Here is a 15,823-nt window from a genome sequence, read left to right on the forward strand (position 1 = left end):
ACGCGACGCGACGGTCGCCGAGGCTGCGGCGTTCGTGCGGCGGCCGGCCGTCGGCTTCCGTGTCGCGGCCATCCGGTGCGCGTACGCGTGCCTCGCGCAAGGCCTTCAGGTACGTGCGGCGCCAGTGCGTGGCGTCGTGCTCGCACAGGTATTCGAACATGGCCTGCCAGCGTTCGCGGCGTTCTTCGACCGGCATCGTCATCGCCTGCGCGATCGCGTCGCCCGCGCCGTCGAGGTCGTACGGATTCACCATCAGCGCGCCGTCGAGTTCACGCGCGGCCCCCGCGAACGGCGACAACAGCAGCACGCCCGGATTCTCCGGATCCTGCGCGGCCACGTATTCCTTCGCGACCAGGTTCATGCCGTCGCGCAGCGGCGTGACCAGGCCGACGCGCGCGAGCCGGTAGAAACCGGTCAGCGTCGAATGCGGGTAGTTGCGGTTGACGTAGCGCACCGGGGTCCAGTCGGGCTCGGCGAAGCGCCCGTTGATGTGGCCCGAAAGCTGCTCGAGTTCATGCCGCAGTTCCTGGTATTCGGTGACTTCCCCACGGGACACCGGCGCAATCTGCAGGAAGGTGAGTTCACCGCGCTGCTGCGGATAGCGCTCGAGGTAGTTGGCGAAACCCTTGAAACGTTCCGGCAGGCCTTTCGAGTAGTCGAGCCGGTCGACGCCGATCGCGAGTTCCCGGCCTGACATGCTGGCCACGAGACGCTTCACGCCGGACTTGTTCACCGCGTCGTCCGCGAGTTCCGCGATGCGCCGCGTGTCGATGCTGATCGGGAAGGCATCGGCGCGGAAGCGTCGCCCGTTGGGCGCCTCCAGCAGGCCGCGCTCGACCACGCGGCCGCGGCCGAACAGGCGCACGTAATCCTGGAAGCGCTCGAGGTCGCGTTCGGTCTGGAACCCGACCAGGTCGCAGGAGGAAAGGCCTTCGAACAGGCGCTGGTGGCTCGGCAATGCAGCGAGCAGGTCCGATGAAGGCATGGGTACGTGCAGGAAGAAGCCGATCCGGCATTGCACGCCGCGCTCGCGCAGCAGCTGGGCCAGCGGAATCAGGTGGTAGTCGTGGATCCACACCAGATCGTCGGGCTTGAGCAGCGGCGCGAGCTTGCCGGCGAACAGCGCATTGACGCACTGGTAGCCGGCGTACGTGCCGCGGTCGTAGTCGACCAGGTCCATGCGGAAGTGCAGCAGTGGCCACAAGGTGCGGTTGGCGAAGCCGTTGTAGTAGTCCTCGTGGTCCTGCTCCGACAGGTCCATGGTGACGAACCGGATGTTGCCTTCCTGCTGTTCGTGCAGGCGGCCCGAGGCATGCGGGTCGATCCGGCCGCTCCAGCCGAACCACATGCCGCCTTCCTCGCGCAGCGCATCCAGCAGCGCGATGGCCAGCCCGCCGGCGCGCGATTCCTCGGGCAACGCGACGCGATTGCTGACGACGACGAGGCGGCTCATGCGCGACCTGCCCCCGGTCCCCACGATGGAATGCGTGTACTCACGTCGCGTCCTCCCACGGCCGGCTCAGCCGCATCGCCGCGTTGATGAGGCCGACGTGCGAATACGTCTGCGGGAAGTTGCCCCACAGCTCGCTGCCCTCGAGCGAGAGGTCTTCCGACAGCAGGCCGACGTGGTTGCGTCGCGCCAGGACGCGCTCGAACAGCTCGCGCGCTTCTTCGGTGCGGCCAACGGCCGCGAGCGCGTCGATGTACCAGAACGTGCAGATGGTGAAGCTGGTTTCGGGAACGCCGAAATCGTCCGGCGCGACGTAGCGCAGCATGCCGTCGCCACGCCCGAGCTCGCGACCGACCGCGTCGACCGTGGCGGCGAAGCGCGGATCGTCCGCGCGCACGAAGCCGAGGTCGGCGAGGAGCAGAAGCACCGCGTCCATGCGCCCGCTGTGCGTGCCTTCGACGAAGTGTCCGCGCTGCGGATCGAACGCGAGTTCGCTGATGCGCGCATGCATTCGCGTGGCGCGCTCCTGCCAGAAGTCGGCGCGTTCGTGCAGCCGCAGCTGGCCCGCGATCTTCGCCAGGCGGTCGCAGGCGGCCCAGCACATCACCGCCGAGTACGTGTGTACTTCGACGCGGCCGCGGAATTCCCACAGGCCGGCGTCGGGCTGCTCGAAGAGCGCAAATGCGCGCTCGCCCAGCCGCTCGAGCCGGTTGAAATGCGTCGTGCCGCCCGGCAGGTTGAGTCGACGGTCGAAGAAGAGCTGCGTGGAGGCCAGCACCACGCTTCCGTAGACGTCGTGCTGCGGCTGCACCCATGCCAGGTTGCCGCGGCGCACGGGGCCCATGCCGCGGTAGCCAGCGAGCGTCGGCACTTCCTCCTCGTGCAGCTCGCGCTCCATGCCGATGCCGTACAGGGGCTGCAGGTGGCCGTCTTCGGGGATCAGGTTGGATACGTAGCGCAGGTACTCCTCCATCGTGCGCGTGGCGCCGAGGCGGTTGAGCGCGCGCACCACGAAGGCCGCGTCGCGCAGCCAGCAGTAGCGGTAGTCCCAATTGCGCGCGGTGTCGGCGTACTCGGGGATCGACGTCGTCATCGCGGCGACGATCGCGCCCGTCTCGTCGTACTGGCACAGCTTGAGCGTGATCGCACTGCGGATAACCGCGTCCTGCCATTCGAGCGGAATCGAGAGCGCACGCACCCAGTCGCGCCAGTAGTCGATCGTCTTCTCGAGCGATTCGCGTGCGTAGTCGGCGACGGCCCGGGTCAATGTTTCGTCGGGGCCGAGGATGAAATGCAGTTCCCGATCGAGCAGGAACGGCGTCTCCTCGCGTACCAGCCGGATCGCCGCATCGGTATTGAGGCGCAGCGTGAAGCCCGGCAGCACGTAGCGGATATGGTTGCTGCCCCAGGTGACGTCGGGGACGCGCGCGCCATACTCGGCCAGCGGGCGCAGGCGAACGCGCACGCGGGGCTCGCCGGCAAGTGGGCGCACGCCGCGGATCAGCATCACCGGGCGATAGAAACGGTCGTACTGCTTCCATCGCGGCGCGAAGTCCAGGATCTCGACCACGCCGCCGCGTGCGTCGTAGAGCACAGTCCGCAGCACCGCCGTGTTGTCCACGTAGTGCTGCTCGGTGCGGATGCAGTCCTCGAGCTCGATCTCGAAATCGCCGCCGTCGTGCTTGGGCTGCAGGAGCGCACAGAACGCCGGGTCGCCGTCGAACGCCGGTACGCAGCCCCACACGATGCGGCCACGTGCATCGATCAGCGCGCCGATGCTGCCATTGCCGACCAGGCCCAGGTCGAGCGTACTCACGCGGTTGCCCCCAGGCGCGCGACGCCCTCGTGCAGCCAGTCGCGCAACGCCGCCGTGTCGGCGAGCGCATGGGTGGCGAGGCTCGGGTGGCGATCGCCGACGCGCACCGACAGCCCACCCAACCGGTTGGCGGCGGAGAACCCGTCCTCGTCGGTCAGGTCGTCGCCGGCATACACCGGCAAGCGGCCGGCGAATGGGGCGGTTTCCATGAGGCGCCGCACGGCTTCGCCCTTGTCGCTGTGCGCGGGGCGCAGCTCCACCACGCAGTTGCCGTGCTGCAGGCGATAGCCCGGAAGACGGGCCAGTGCGGACGCTGCGAGCGCCTCCAGCGGTGAACGCGCCGCGGGCGCGGCGCGCCAGTGCAACGCGACCGCCGCACCCTTGTCCTCGACGCGCGCGCCGGGATGCGCAAGCGCTACCTTTTCGGCGGCCTCGCGCACGTTGCGCAGGTCGCCGGGTTCGTCGCAGCAGGACTCGACGATGCCGTCGCCCTGGCGCAATTCGAGCCCGTGCAGGCCGGCGGCCGGCAGGCGCAATGGCGCGAACAGCGCGTCGACCTGGGCGATGCGGCGGCCGCTCACGAACGCCACGGCGCCGCCGAGTCCCGACGCCAGGGACTGCAGCGCCTCGCGCAGGCCTTCGGGCACATCGACATCCTCGGGGCGGTCGGCGAAGTCGAGCAGGCAGCCGTCGACGTCGAGGAACAGGGCCCAGTGCGATTGCACGGGCGGCGGGGCGGGCAGGATCATCGGGGCGGGAGCACTCATCGGCTCAAGTGTGGGGCGTAACTCGTAAGCGCAGGGTGGACAGCGGCGGGCGCACACCCGGCCGTCGCGACGGGGCGGCTTGAATGGCAGGCCCCGGCCCGCATCTACCTGTCATCGCGGTCGACGGCCGCACGAACGCCAAAGGAACCCAGCCATGCGAATGGACAAGCTGACCTCCCGCTTCCAGCAGGCGCTCGGTGACGCGCAGTCGCTCGCCGTCGCGCGCGACCACAGTGTCCTGGAGCCCGCGCACCTGATGGCGGCGCTGCTCGACCAGCAGGGCGGCAGCACGCGCCCGTTGCTCGCGCAGGCCGGCGTCAACGTCGCCGCGTTGCGCGAACGGCTCGGCGAAATGTTGGAGAAGATGCCCAAGGTGTCCGGACAGGCCGGGAACATCTCGATCGGCAACGATCTCTCGCGGCTGCTCAACGTAACCGACAAGCTGGCCTCGCAGCGCGGCGACAGCTTCATCGCCAGCGAATTGTTCGTGCTGGCGGCGCTTGACGAAGGCGGCGACCTCGGACGTGCATTGAAGGCCACGGGCGCCACGAAAGACAAGCTCGAAGCTGCGGTGGACAAACTGCGCGGTGGCGAGAAGGTGCAGGACGAAAACGCCGAGGACCAGCGCCAGGCGCTGGAAAAATACACGATCGACCTGACCTCGCGCGCGGAGAGCGGCAAGCTCGATCCCGTCGTTGGCCGCGACGAGGAAATCCGTCGCACGATCCAGGTGCTGCAGCGTCGCACCAAGAACAACCCGGTGCTGATAGGCGAGCCTGGCGTGGGCAAGACAGCGATCGTCGAAGGGCTCGCGCAGCGCATCATCAATGGCGAGGTGCCCGAAGGCCTGAAGGGCAAGCGCGTCCTCTCGCTCGACATGGGCGCGCTGATCGCCGGAGCGAAATATCGCGGCGAGTTCGAGGAACGCCTCAAGGCCGTGCTGAGCGACCTGTCGAAGAACGAAGGGCAGATCATCCTCTTCATCGACGAACTGCACACGATGGTCGGCGCTGGCAAGGCCGAGGGTTCGATGGACGCCGGCAACATGCTCAAGCCGGCGCTCGCGCGTGGCGAGCTGCACTGCATCGGCGCCACCACGCTCGACGAATACCGCAAGTACGTCGAGAAGGACGCCGCGCTCGAACGCCGGTTCCAGAAGGTGTTCGTCGGTGAGCCGTCGGTCGAGGACACGATCGCGATCCTGCGCGGGCTCAAGGAACGCTATGCGGTCCACCACGGCGTGGAAATCACCGACCCCGCGATCGTCGCCGCCGCCACCCTGTCCCACCGGTATATCGCCGACCGCCAGTTGCCCGACAAGGCCATCGACCTGATGGACGAGGCGGCCTCGCGCATCCGCATGGAGATCGACTCGAAGCCGGAGGAACTCGATCGCAAGGAGCGTCGGCTGATCCAGCTGAAGATCCAGCGCGAGGCGCTGAAGAAGGAGAAGGACGAGGCGTCGAAGCAACGGCTTGCCGATCTCGAGGCGGACATCGCCACGCTGGAGCGCGATTTCAACGACCTCGAGGAAGTGTGGAAGGCCGAAAAGGCGAGCGTGCAGGGCACCACGAGGATCAAGGAGCAGATCGAAGCGGCGCGCATGGAACTGGAAGCCGCGCAACGCAAGCAGGACTACGCCGGCATGAGCGAGATCCAGTACGGCCGGATTCCGCAGCTGGAAAAGCAGCTGACGGCCGCGCAGGAAGCGGAGGTCAAGGGGTTCACGCTGTTGCAGGACAAGGTGACCGCCGAGGAGATCGCCGAGGTCGTCTCGCGCTGGACCGGCATCCCCGTCAGCAAGATGCTCGAAGGCGAGCGCGACAAGCTGCTGAAGATGGAGTCGCACCTGCACACGCGCGTCGTCGGCCAGGAGGAAGCGATCAAGGTGGTGTCCGACGCGGTGCGTCGTTCGCGCGCCGGGCTCTCCGACCCGAATCGCCCCAGCGGCTCGTTCCTGTTCCTCGGCCCCACCGGCGTCGGCAAGACCGAGCTGTGCAAGGCGCTCGCCGAATTCCTGTTCGACAGCACCGACGCGATGGTGCGCATCGACATGAGCGAGTTCATGGAGAAGCACGCGGTCAGCCGGCTGGTCGGCGCGCCTCCGGGCTACGTGGGCTACGAGGAGGGCGGTTATCTGACCGAGGCGGTGCGTCGGCGCCCCTACAGCGTGATCCTGCTCGACGAGGTCGAGAAGGCGCATCCCGACGTGTTCAACATCCTGCTGCAGGTGCTCGACGACGGCCGCCTCACGGACGGGCAGGGCCGCACGGTCGACTTCCGCAACACCGTCATCGTGATGACGTCGAACCTCGGCTCGCACCAGATCCAGGAGATGTCCAGCGACGACTCGCCACAGGCCTACATGCAGATGAAGGCGGCGGTGATGGGCGTTGTGCAGGCGCACTTCCGCCCCGAGTTCATCAATCGGCTCGACGACATCGTGGTGTTCCACGCGCTCGACAAGCCGCAGATCCGGGAGATCGCGAAGATCCAGCTGCGCGGGCTGGAGAAGCGGCTGGGCGAACGCGGCCTCAAGCTGGCGCTGACCGACGAGGCGCTCACGCTGCTCGCCAACGTGGGGTTCGACCCGGTCTACGGCGCGCGGCCGCTGAAGCGTGCAATCCAGCAGCAGCTGGAGAATCCGCTGGCGCAGCGCATCCTGTCCGGCGAATTCGCGCAGGGCGAAACCATCCGCGTTCGTTCCGAAGGCGGGCACCTGGCGTTCGAGCACGCCTGATGGCGCGATGCATCCGCGCTGCGCGGATGCATCGATGCGACGCCCCGCGGAAACCGCCGTCGGGCGTCACGACCTTCGCGCCTCAGCTTCCGCGCGGCACGTCCCGCCATGTGGACGTCGTGGCTTGCGCCCGCGTCATACCGACGCCTTGGGAAGCGTGCGCCCGCCGCGGAACGCCGGCAGGGCGCAGACCATCTCGGCGAGGCTGTGTGCGAGCTCGCGTTCGGCCATCACGGCACCATCGGCGCCACGATCGAGGAGGTAGCGCACGCCGGCATCGGAATGCGCGCGCGCGATGATGCTGATCGCGGGGTTGGCCTCGCGCAGGCGCTTGACGATTTCGGCGGCTTCGAACGCATTCGGGATGGCGACCAGCGCCATCTGCGCATCGGCGGGTCGCGCCTCCGCGAGCACAGCGGGGTTGGCGGCTTGGCCACGCACCGCCGGCAGCCCGATCGCGCGCGCATTGCGCACGCGGGGGGCGTCATCGTCGATGACGACGAGTGGAACGCCGCGCTCGACCAGCAGCGGGCCCAGCTCCCCGCCGACGCGCCCGTATCCGATGAGGATCACGTGCGGCATCGATCCGTCGGGCAGCGGCGGCGACATCACCTCGACGGTCCGCGGCACGGAACGCGCACGTCGCGCCTGCGTGCGGTCATGGGCGAGGAAGAGCAGCGGATTGACGATGATCGAAACGATCGCTGCAGCGAGGATCAGGTCGCCGGCTTCCTTCGGCAGCATGCCGAGCGCGACGCCGAGGCCGGCGAGGATGAACGAGAACTCGCCGATCTGGCACAGGCTGGCGCCCAGCAGCATGGCGACCGCGCCGTCGCGCACGATCACCCGGGCCGTCGCCCACGCCACCAGCCCGTTGCCGACGATCACCACCAGCGCGGTTTCGAACACGCGCAGCGGCTCGTGCAGCAGGATCGCGGGGTTGAACAGCATGCCGACGGACACGAAGAAGAGCACGGCGAACGCATCGCGCAGTGGCAGCGTCTCGTTGGCGGCCTGCGCGCTGAATTCGGATTCGTTGAGGATCAGGCCGGCGAAGAACGCACCCAGCGCGAGCGAGACCCCGAACAGTTCCGCCGAGCCGAACGCCACACCGAGCGCGATCGACAGCACGCACAGGGTGAAGAGCTCGCGCGAGCCGGTCTGCGCCACGCGCTGCAGGATCCACGGGATCACGCGGCGGCCGACCAGCCACATGAACACGACGAAGCCGCCCACCTTCGCGACCGTCAGCAGCAGTGCGCTGGCGAGGTCACCGCTGTGGCCACCTCCGCCGAGCGCTGGCAGCAGCACCAGCGTCAGCACCATCGCGAGGTCTTCGACCACCAGCCAGCCCACCGCGATGCGCCCACGGCCGCTGTCGAGCAGCCGCCGTTCCTCGAGCCCGCGCAGAACCACCACGGTGCTGGCCACGGAGAGCGCAAGACCGAACACGATCCCGGCCGACGTCGACCAGCCGAACGAGCGCGCCAGCAGCCAGCCGAGCCCGGTCACGGCCGCCATCTGCACGAGCGCGCCCGGCACGGCGACGGATTTCACCGCCAGCAGGTCGCGCATCGAGAAATGCAGGCCGACACCGAACATGAGCAGGATCACGCCGATTTCGGCCAGTTGCGGCGCCAGCGAGGCATCGGCCACGAAGCCCGGCGTGAACGGGCCGATGACGACGCCGGCCACCAGATAGCCCACCAGCGGCGACAGCCGCAGCCGATGCGCGACGCCGCCGAAGATGAAGGCGAGCACGAAAGCCGCGACGAGCAGTGCGATTAGGGAGGAGGGATGCATGGGCCTGGCAGCACGCGGGTCCGTTCATCACCTTAACCGCCGCGCGTCGCGACAGCGTGGGCCGGGGCGGGCCGGAGCGTCCCGGTACAATGGCCGCATGATCGGTTTTCGTGATTTTTCGCTGCGGCGCGGCGAGCGCCTCCTTTTGTCCGGTGTCGACCTCTCCCTGCATGCCGGTTGGCGCGTGGGCGTCGTGGGTCGCAACGGCACGGGCAAGTCATCGTTGTTCGCAGCCCTGCAGGGCGAGGTGGAGCCCGACAAGGGCGACATCGACATTCCCGGGCGCGCACGCATCGCGAGCGTCGCGCAGGAGACGCCGGCGCTGGACGATCCCGCGCTCGACTTCGTGCTGTCGGGCGACAAGGTTCTGCACCACGCGGTGATGGCCGAGCGCGATGCGGTCGCGCGCGAGGACTGGGAAGCGGTCGCCGAGGCGCATCACCGCCTCGAGGAAGTCGGCGGTTACGACGCCGAAGCGCGCGCGGCGAAGCTGCTGCACGGCCTGGGCTTCTCGCCGGATACGCACGAGCGCCCGGTGCGCACGTTCTCCGGCGGTTGGCGGGTGCGGCTCAACCTCGCGCGCGCGCTGATGACGCCGAGTGACCTGCTGCTGCTCGACGAGCCGACCAACCATCTCGACCTCGATGCCGTGCTGTGGCTCGAGCAGTGGCTGCTGAAGTACCCCGGCACGCTGTTCGTGATCTCGCATGACCGTGAATTCCTCGACGGCATCTGCAGCCACGTGCTGCACCTGCATTCGGGCACGGCCAAGCTCTACAGCGGCAACTACACCGACTTCGAGCGCCAGCGCGCCGAGCAGCTGCGCCAGCAGCAGATCGCGCACGACAAGGAACAGGTGGAGCGCGCGCACCTGCAGAGCTTCATCGATCGTTTCAAGGCGAAAGCAAGCAAGGCCAAGCAGGCGCAGAGCCGCATGAAGCGCCTCGCCAAGCTCGCCGGCACCGAAGCGGTGCGCGCCGAGCGCTCGCTGCACATCAATTTCCCCGAACCCGTGAAGCTGCCGCACACGCTGTTGACGATGCGCCACGTCGACTGCGGCTACGGCGCCACGAAGATCCTGGGCGACGTCACCTTCATGCTCGAAGCGGGCGATCGCATCGCGCTTCTGGGACCGAACGGCGCCGGCAAGTCGACGCTGGTGAAGACGCTGGTGGGCGAGATCCCGTTGCTCGCCGGCGAGCGCGGCGGGCATCCGGACCTGCGTATCGGCTACTTCGCGCAGCACACGGTCGAATCGCTGCGCGAAGGCGAGACGCCGATCGATCACCTGACCAAGCTCGCGCCGGGCGTGGCCACGCAGCAGTTGCGCGACTTCCTCGGCAAGTGGCAGTTCCCCGGCGACCGCGCGTTCGAGCCCGTCGACGGATTCTCGGGCGGTGAACGCGCCCGGCTCGCGCTGGCCATGATCGCGTGGACGCGCCCGAACGTGCTGCTGCTCGACGAGCCGACCAACCATCTCGACCTCGACATGCGCGAGGCGCTGGCCGAGGCGCTCAGCGATTTCGACGGCGCGATCGTGCTGGTCAGCCACGACCGCCACATGATCGGCCTGGTCTGCGAAACGTTCTGGCGCGTGGCCGGTGGCGTTGCGCAGCCGTTCGACGGCGACCTCGACGAATACGCGGTGTGGTTGCGCACGCGCGATACCAGCGACGGCAAGGACGCGAAGGTCGCGGCACCGGTGGTGGTCGAAGCGAAGCCCGTGGCGCCCGCGAAGTCGGGACGCAAGGCGAACCCGGTCAAGCTGTCGCAGGCCGAGTCACGCGTGGCGGAGCTGGAAACGCGGCTTGCAATGCTCGACGCGTCGCTCGCCGATCCGTCGCGCCATGCGGAGTTCGGACGGCTCGGGCAGGACCGCGCAAAGGCCGCGCAGGAACTGGCACGCGCGGAGGCCGAGTACCTGGAGCTTTACGACGCCGGGTAATCCAATGCCGCGCGCGGGTGCAGGGACTGCTGCTGAAAAGCGCCCGCGCACGCGGCGCCTTCACCGCGTCGGCGCGCTAGGGCACCTTCGCCGCTACGTGCGAACCCGGCCCGGAATCCACGTCATACGCGCCGAATGTTTCTCGCGCGGTTCCCATCTCCGGAAGGATGTAGACGACGCCGCTCGTGCCCTTGAACGCGGGGATCACAACGGTGTCGAAGAAATCCGCCGGCACGTTGATGCAGCCGTAGGAAATGCGGTTGTCCTGCGACGACGCGGTCTGCATGCGTTCCGCGCGACGTTCATCCACCGTGCCCTTGACGATGCGGTGCAGCGCCAGCGCTGACGCATAGTCGATCCACAGGATCGACTGCCCGTGCAGGTCGCGGTCCAGCGATGCGACGAAGCGGCCTGCGGGTGTTATCCGATCCTGGACGGGCATCGCCGCGAGCTTCTCGGCGCCCACGCCGGCGGGTGCGCGATCGCCCGGCGTGATGCCGAGCAGCGCGGGGCCGGTGCCCTGCAGGCGTCCCCTCGCGTCGAACACGAACACCGTGGCGTCGACCTTGTCGACGATCAGGTAGGGCAACCCGCGGTTGTCGGTGGAGTCCAGCGCCCAGTCGGCGACGAGCTTGACCTCCGGCGGAGGCGCCGCGTCCCGGAAATCCGCCTTGAACGGAATGCGCACCGCGACCGCATGCACGGCGGGCGACGGCGATGGCGCCGGCGTGGCCACAGGCGCAGGCGGCTTGATCGGCCAGTTCTGCGCCCAGGCCTGTGCCATGCCCGTTGCCGGCATGCACGCGACGAGCGCGAGCAGGCCGAAAGACGCCGAACGCCGCATGCACCCTCGCAGCGAAGCGTCAGTGCGGGCGTTCAACGAGGGAACCGCTGGCGCCATGGATCAGTTCCGGTACTGCTTGGGCTTGCGCTGCGGCGGCGGTGCTGGCGGCGGCGCGATCTCGGACGGCGGTGTGACCACCAGCATCGTCATCATCGGCGGCGATACCGGCGGCACGATCACCAGCGTTCCGGGCGGCGGCGGAAGCACGCCGGTCGGCGGAGTCACGCCGAACAGCGGCGTACCGGTCGGCGGCGGCGTGGTGCCCGGCGGCGTTACGGGCGGCGGCGTTACCGGCGGCGGTGGCGTGACCGGTGGCGGCGTGCTGCTGGCCACGATCGTCCCCGTCGTGTGCGCGAACACCGGCCCGCAGCAGTTGAACGGAAGCGCGTAGGCGCCGGCGTTCGTGCCGGCCAGCGTGTAGCCGCTGAAGTTGATGCGCTTGTTGGCGCCGATGTCGGGCGACGTGTAATTGGCGCTGCTGCCCGAACCTGCCACCAGCGTGACGCCGACGGGATTGCCCTTCAGTCCGTTGAGCGTCGTCGTCGTTGTGCCGTCGTACGTCTTGTCGCCACCGGCGGCGAACACCAGCATGTACTGGGCGAGCGCCGCGCCTTCGGTGAGCGTGAACTTGTTGAGGTAGTCGGTGGGTGCCGCGTAGGAGACCGGGTTGTAGTAAATGCTCACCGGCGCCGCCGTGATCGCGGCCTTGGGGGCCAGCGCATCAAACACCACCGTGCCGCCCGCGATGCCCGGGCCGGTGCCGTCGGTGTCGGCGCTTAACGTGAGGCCGAGCGGCAGGCCGAGGCTGCGCGTTGGGTCGGCAGTCGGGCGCGTGAGCGTGATCGCGCCGCGGATGTACACGTCGTTGCCCGCGCACATCAGGAGGTTGCCGTCGGTGACGGTGATGGCTGCCCGGTCGTTGACGTTGTTTCCCGCGCTCAGCAGCACGCTGCCGCGCGTCGTCGTAATCGCGGCATTGACGTTGATGTCCTGGCTGCAGCACGCCGCGAAGTTGCCGTTCGTCGCGGTGATCGGCGCATTGATGTCGATGTTGCGATCGGCGTTGAGCGTCAGCGTCGTGGGACCACCGCTTGCCGACCAGCTCACCGCATCGTTGACGAAGATGTCTCCGTTGTCGGCGCCCGCGCCCGTCGTGGTGATCGTGATGTTGTTGGTCACCAGCTGGCCGGACAGCGTCGCGCCGGAGATGTTGTTGCCCGGTGCGCTGCCGATCACGAAGTCGTGCGGATCGATCAGCCAGCGGCCCGTGGTGCCGCCGTTGGAGGCCGTGGTGACGCGCGCCGCATCAGCGACGTTGACGGTCGCGGCCGACGTTTCGATCGCGCCGCCATTGCCGCCGTCCGGCGCGCTCGCATCCAGCGTGCCGCCAACGTTGACGGTGCCGGTCGCCATGTCGCCTAGCAGAACGATCGTGCCGTTGCGGTTCTGGATCGTGCGCGCCTGGATCACCCCGGTGTTGTTCACCACCGTATGCAGCAGGTCGCCGGCCGACTGCGCGCTCATCAGCACGTGTCCTCCGTCGGCACGGATCAGCCCACCGTTCTCGGCGAGTGCATTCAAGGCACCCTTTGCCACCGACAGGTTCAACAGGCCATCGCCCGCGACATCCAGGGTGACCGCTTCCCCCGCCGCCAGCGCGACGCTGCCAAGGCGCGCAGAGATGACGCCGCGGTTGCTGACGGTGCGGCCCAGCAGCGCGACATAGCCGCCGTCGCTCGCGTTGATGCTGCCGAGGTTGACCACGGAGCCGTTGCCGGCGCCCGTGAATGCATATTTTCCGGCAGCGAAGTCGGCGTCGCTGAGGTTCATCGTCGTGGCGACGAGCCCGCCTACGTTGACGGAGGCACCCGCACCGAACAGCACGCCGTTCGGATTCAGCAGGAACACCTTGCCGTTCGAGGTCAGGCTGCCGAGGATCACCGACGGGTCCGCGCCGAGCACGCGATTCAACGCGATCGAGTTGCTGCCGGGCTGCACGAACTGCACCGTCTGGCCGGTGCCGATGCTGAAGCTCTGCCAGTTGATCGCCACGTTCGGTGTGGTCTGAGTGACCACGGTATTGACGCCCGGCTTGATGGTGGCCTGGCCGACCGTGACCACCCCGCCGACAGGGTCGGCGTGCGCGGTGGCCGCGATGGCCAGCATCAGCGACGCGGACAGCGCGTGGCGCACCATTCGCGGCACCGTTTTCGAAGCGGACCTGCCCGCGCCCCGCGCGTGCAGAGAAGACGAAACAGCGACGTCGTCGCTGAGGGGCGTGGAACGGTTGACGCTATTCATCAGGAATCCTCGAGTGCACTTTCAGGTTCGCGTACGGCCGGGTGCGATCAGAAAAACTTGATCGCCTGGATCCAGAAACGTCCGGAACGGTCTGGTGCCGAAATCGCATCCTCGCTGCCGAGTTTGCGTGCGTAGTACGTGCGTATCGCGAAGTTGCCCGGGTCGACCCAGGACAGCCCGACGCCCGCGGCGCTGAGGCTGCGGGTGTTGTCGCCGGCAAACCATGGATTCCGGTTGATGGTCACGCTGCCCGTGTCGACGAATCCGAGCAGGTGCACCTGGCCCGGCACGCGCGTCCGTGGCCCGTTGAGGAGCACGCGCGCTTCGAGCGTCGCGAGGTACCCCTCGTCGCCGAACGCTTCGCCCTGCGGGTAGGCGCGCACGCCGTCCATGCCGCCGAGCACGAACTTTTCCGACGGGTCGAGGTTCTTCGACGCGCGTTGTGCGGACACGCTGCCGTACAGCGACACGCGATCGGTCACGCGCTGCAGCCGCGTCACGTTGAGCGCGAGCTTGCTGTAGCTGCCCGCGCTGCGTGCGGTGACTGCATCGAGCGCCGCGGCGGATGAGGGCCGCAGGTCGAGCGCGCCCGATGAGAGCCCGAGGAAGAACGTGCCGAGGCCGCCACCGCCGAAGCTGTCGCGGTGGTTTCCGTACAGGCTGCCTGTCCAGACGTTCGCCGTGCGGTCGGTACGCGACTGCACGAGATCGACGATGTCGGTGAAGTCGCGCCTGTCGTAGGTCACCCCGGCATACAGGTTGGAATCGCGCGAGCGGATCAGCGGGTAGATGCCGTACACGCTCGCGACGTCCGCGCTGCCATGCGCATGCAGTGGCGCGAACTGCTTGCCGAGCTCGTAGTCGAGCTTGCTGTAGGCGACGCCTGCCGTCGCGCGGCCGAACTGCATCTGGTAGGACGCACGCCCGTAGCGCAGCCCGTTCCCGGACGTGATCAGCCGCAACGAGGCGACGTCGCCACGCCCCAGCGGATTGTTGAGATTGATCGTCCCGCCCAGGCGGTACTCGCCGGTGTAGGGATTGCCTGCGTTGTCGGCATCGATGCTGCCGGTGACGGCGCGCCCGGGCGCGACGTCGACGATCAGGTCGCTCGTGCCTGGCTGCGAGCCTGGAACGAGGGTCGAAGTGACATTGACGCCCGGAAGGTCCGACAGCAGCAACAGGCGATCCTCGAGCGGGCGGATCCTGATCGCGTCGCCGCTGTTCAGCCCGCCGAGCAGTCCGTTGGCGAGGCCGTCCGAAAGGTGGCTGTGGTTGCGCAGGTCCACCTGGCCATAGGCGCCCTCACTGACCGCGAGCGTCACCACGTTGTTGGTGATGCTCTGCGCCGGAAGGTACGCGAGCGCGACGAAGTAACCGTGTTGGCGGTAATGCGCGGTGATGCGAGCGGCCATGGCCTGCAGGTCGGCCAGCGTGAGTTCGGCGCCCGGCGTGAAGCCGGCGATCGCGAGCAGCTGATCCGGCGGGTACGCGCGCGCACCCGTGATGCGCAGTTCGCGCACCATCACCCTCACCGAATTGGCGTCCGGCGCAGCGGCCGGCGCGGCTTCCTGGATGCGGATGTCGGGGGCGCTCTGCGGGCGGACGGGTGTGGCCGGCAACTGGCGGAGCTGGCTGCCGGCGCCCGGGATCTGCTGCGCCATGACGCCCTCGCTCAGCGCAAGCAGCATCAAGGGCAAAAGCTGTTTCGTCTTGTTCATGAGTTTCTGTCCTGATCCCCACTGACCGTGTCGGGGGTTGAAGTTCGTGGCCCGGTGCGCGAGCGGCAACGGCCGTCGTCAATGCCGTGGCGCAGCGAAGCCGTGTGTCGACGCCGGTCGGGGCCGCGCGTCGACAGGGATGCAGATCGACCGCCTGCGACGGAGGCGCGCCACGCATGTGCGGGCAGCGTCCGTGTCGAAGCCGGGCGATAGCGTCCGAGAAAGGCGACAAGCAGAACGCTTGCCAGTTGGATGAGCACCCCTCATCCGCGGTCCATGAACGCGCTTTCGATCGTGACCGCCACGTGACTGGAGAGCGCTGCCGGGGTCGCAACCGGCGCCGCTCCGTGGGACCGCGTTGCGACTGCGCGAGCAGCAGCGCGGGTTTGCGCGTCCGGCAAGGTGGTGGCCGGACGGCAGACCCTCAGCCGCGGGCGGT

Annotated in this window: 9 protein-coding genes; 2 read left to right on the forward strand and 7 right to left on the reverse strand. The window is 68.3% G+C overall.

Annotated features, from left to right (window positions below; all coding sequences use genetic code 11):
* From otsA to otsB, 3 genes are all read right to left on the reverse strand, one after another.
* On the reverse strand, nt 1-1,453 hold a 1,453-nt coding region (gene otsA, locus FW784_RS07075), incomplete at its 3' end, for an alpha,alpha-trehalose-phosphate synthase (UDP-forming) (protein ID WP_149352656.1).
* Nucleotides 1,454-1,493: 40 nt separating this feature from the next.
* Nucleotides 1,494-3,266 carry a glycoside hydrolase family 15 protein gene (locus FW784_RS07080; protein WP_235893609.1) on the reverse strand — a complete coding sequence of 591 codons (1,773 nt, stop codon included), beginning with the start codon at nt 3,264-3,266 and terminating at the stop codon, nt 1,494-1,496.
* Nucleotides 3,263-4,033 (reverse strand): trehalose-phosphatase, encoded by a 771-nt coding sequence (otsB, locus tag FW784_RS07085; protein WP_149352657.1) that lies wholly within the window; start codon nt 4,031-4,033, stop codon nt 3,263-3,265. The genes FW784_RS07080 and otsB overlap by 4 nt, the downstream gene beginning before the upstream one ends.
* A gap of 154 nt (nt 4,034-4,187) precedes the next feature.
* Here otsB and clpB point away from each other — a divergent pair, with 154 nt between their 5' ends.
* On the forward strand, nt 4,188-6,773 hold the full coding sequence (clpB, locus tag FW784_RS07090; RefSeq protein ID WP_149352658.1) for an ATP-dependent chaperone ClpB: 2,586 nt from the start codon (nt 4,188-4,190) through the stop codon (nt 6,771-6,773).
* A 135-nt stretch (nt 6,774-6,908) separates the two neighbouring features.
* Here clpB and FW784_RS07095 read toward each other — a convergent pair whose 3' ends face one another.
* The gene (locus tag FW784_RS07095; RefSeq protein ID WP_149352659.1) at nt 6,909-8,576 is read right to left on the reverse strand and encodes a monovalent cation:proton antiporter-2 (CPA2) family protein; all 1,668 of its coding nucleotides are present in this window, start codon (nt 8,574-8,576) and stop codon (nt 6,909-6,911) included.
* Between the two features lie 97 nt (nt 8,577-8,673).
* Here FW784_RS07095 and FW784_RS07100 point away from each other — a divergent pair, with 97 nt between their 5' ends.
* The gene (locus FW784_RS07100) at nt 8,674-10,521 is read left to right on the forward strand and encodes an ABC-F family ATP-binding cassette domain-containing protein (RefSeq protein WP_149352660.1); all 1,848 of its coding nucleotides are present in this window, start codon (nt 8,674-8,676) and stop codon (nt 10,519-10,521) included.
* Between the two features lie 76 nt (nt 10,522-10,597).
* Here FW784_RS07100 and FW784_RS07105 read toward each other — a convergent pair whose 3' ends face one another.
* From FW784_RS07105 to FW784_RS07115, 3 genes are all read right to left on the reverse strand, one after another.
* Nucleotides 10,598-11,365 carry a hypothetical protein gene (locus tag FW784_RS07105; protein WP_187770713.1) on the reverse strand — a complete coding sequence of 256 codons (768 nt, stop codon included), beginning with the start codon at nt 11,363-11,365 and terminating at the stop codon, nt 10,598-10,600.
* 60 nt (nt 11,366-11,425) lie between these two features.
* A complete protein-coding gene (locus FW784_RS07110) occupies nt 11,426-13,561 on the reverse strand; it encodes a two-partner secretion domain-containing protein (protein WP_205123571.1) in 2,136 nt (711 codons plus the stop codon).
* 152 nt (nt 13,562-13,713) lie between these two features.
* Nucleotides 13,714-15,384 (reverse strand): ShlB/FhaC/HecB family hemolysin secretion/activation protein, encoded by a 1,671-nt coding sequence (locus FW784_RS07115; protein WP_149352662.1) that lies wholly within the window; start codon nt 15,382-15,384, stop codon nt 13,714-13,716.
* Between the last annotated feature and the right edge of the window lie 439 nt (nt 15,385-15,823).

This window comes from Cognatilysobacter lacus, from assembly GCF_008274655.1.
GTDB classification, from domain to species: domain Bacteria; phylum Pseudomonadota; class Gammaproteobacteria; order Xanthomonadales; family Xanthomonadaceae; genus Cognatilysobacter; species Cognatilysobacter lacus.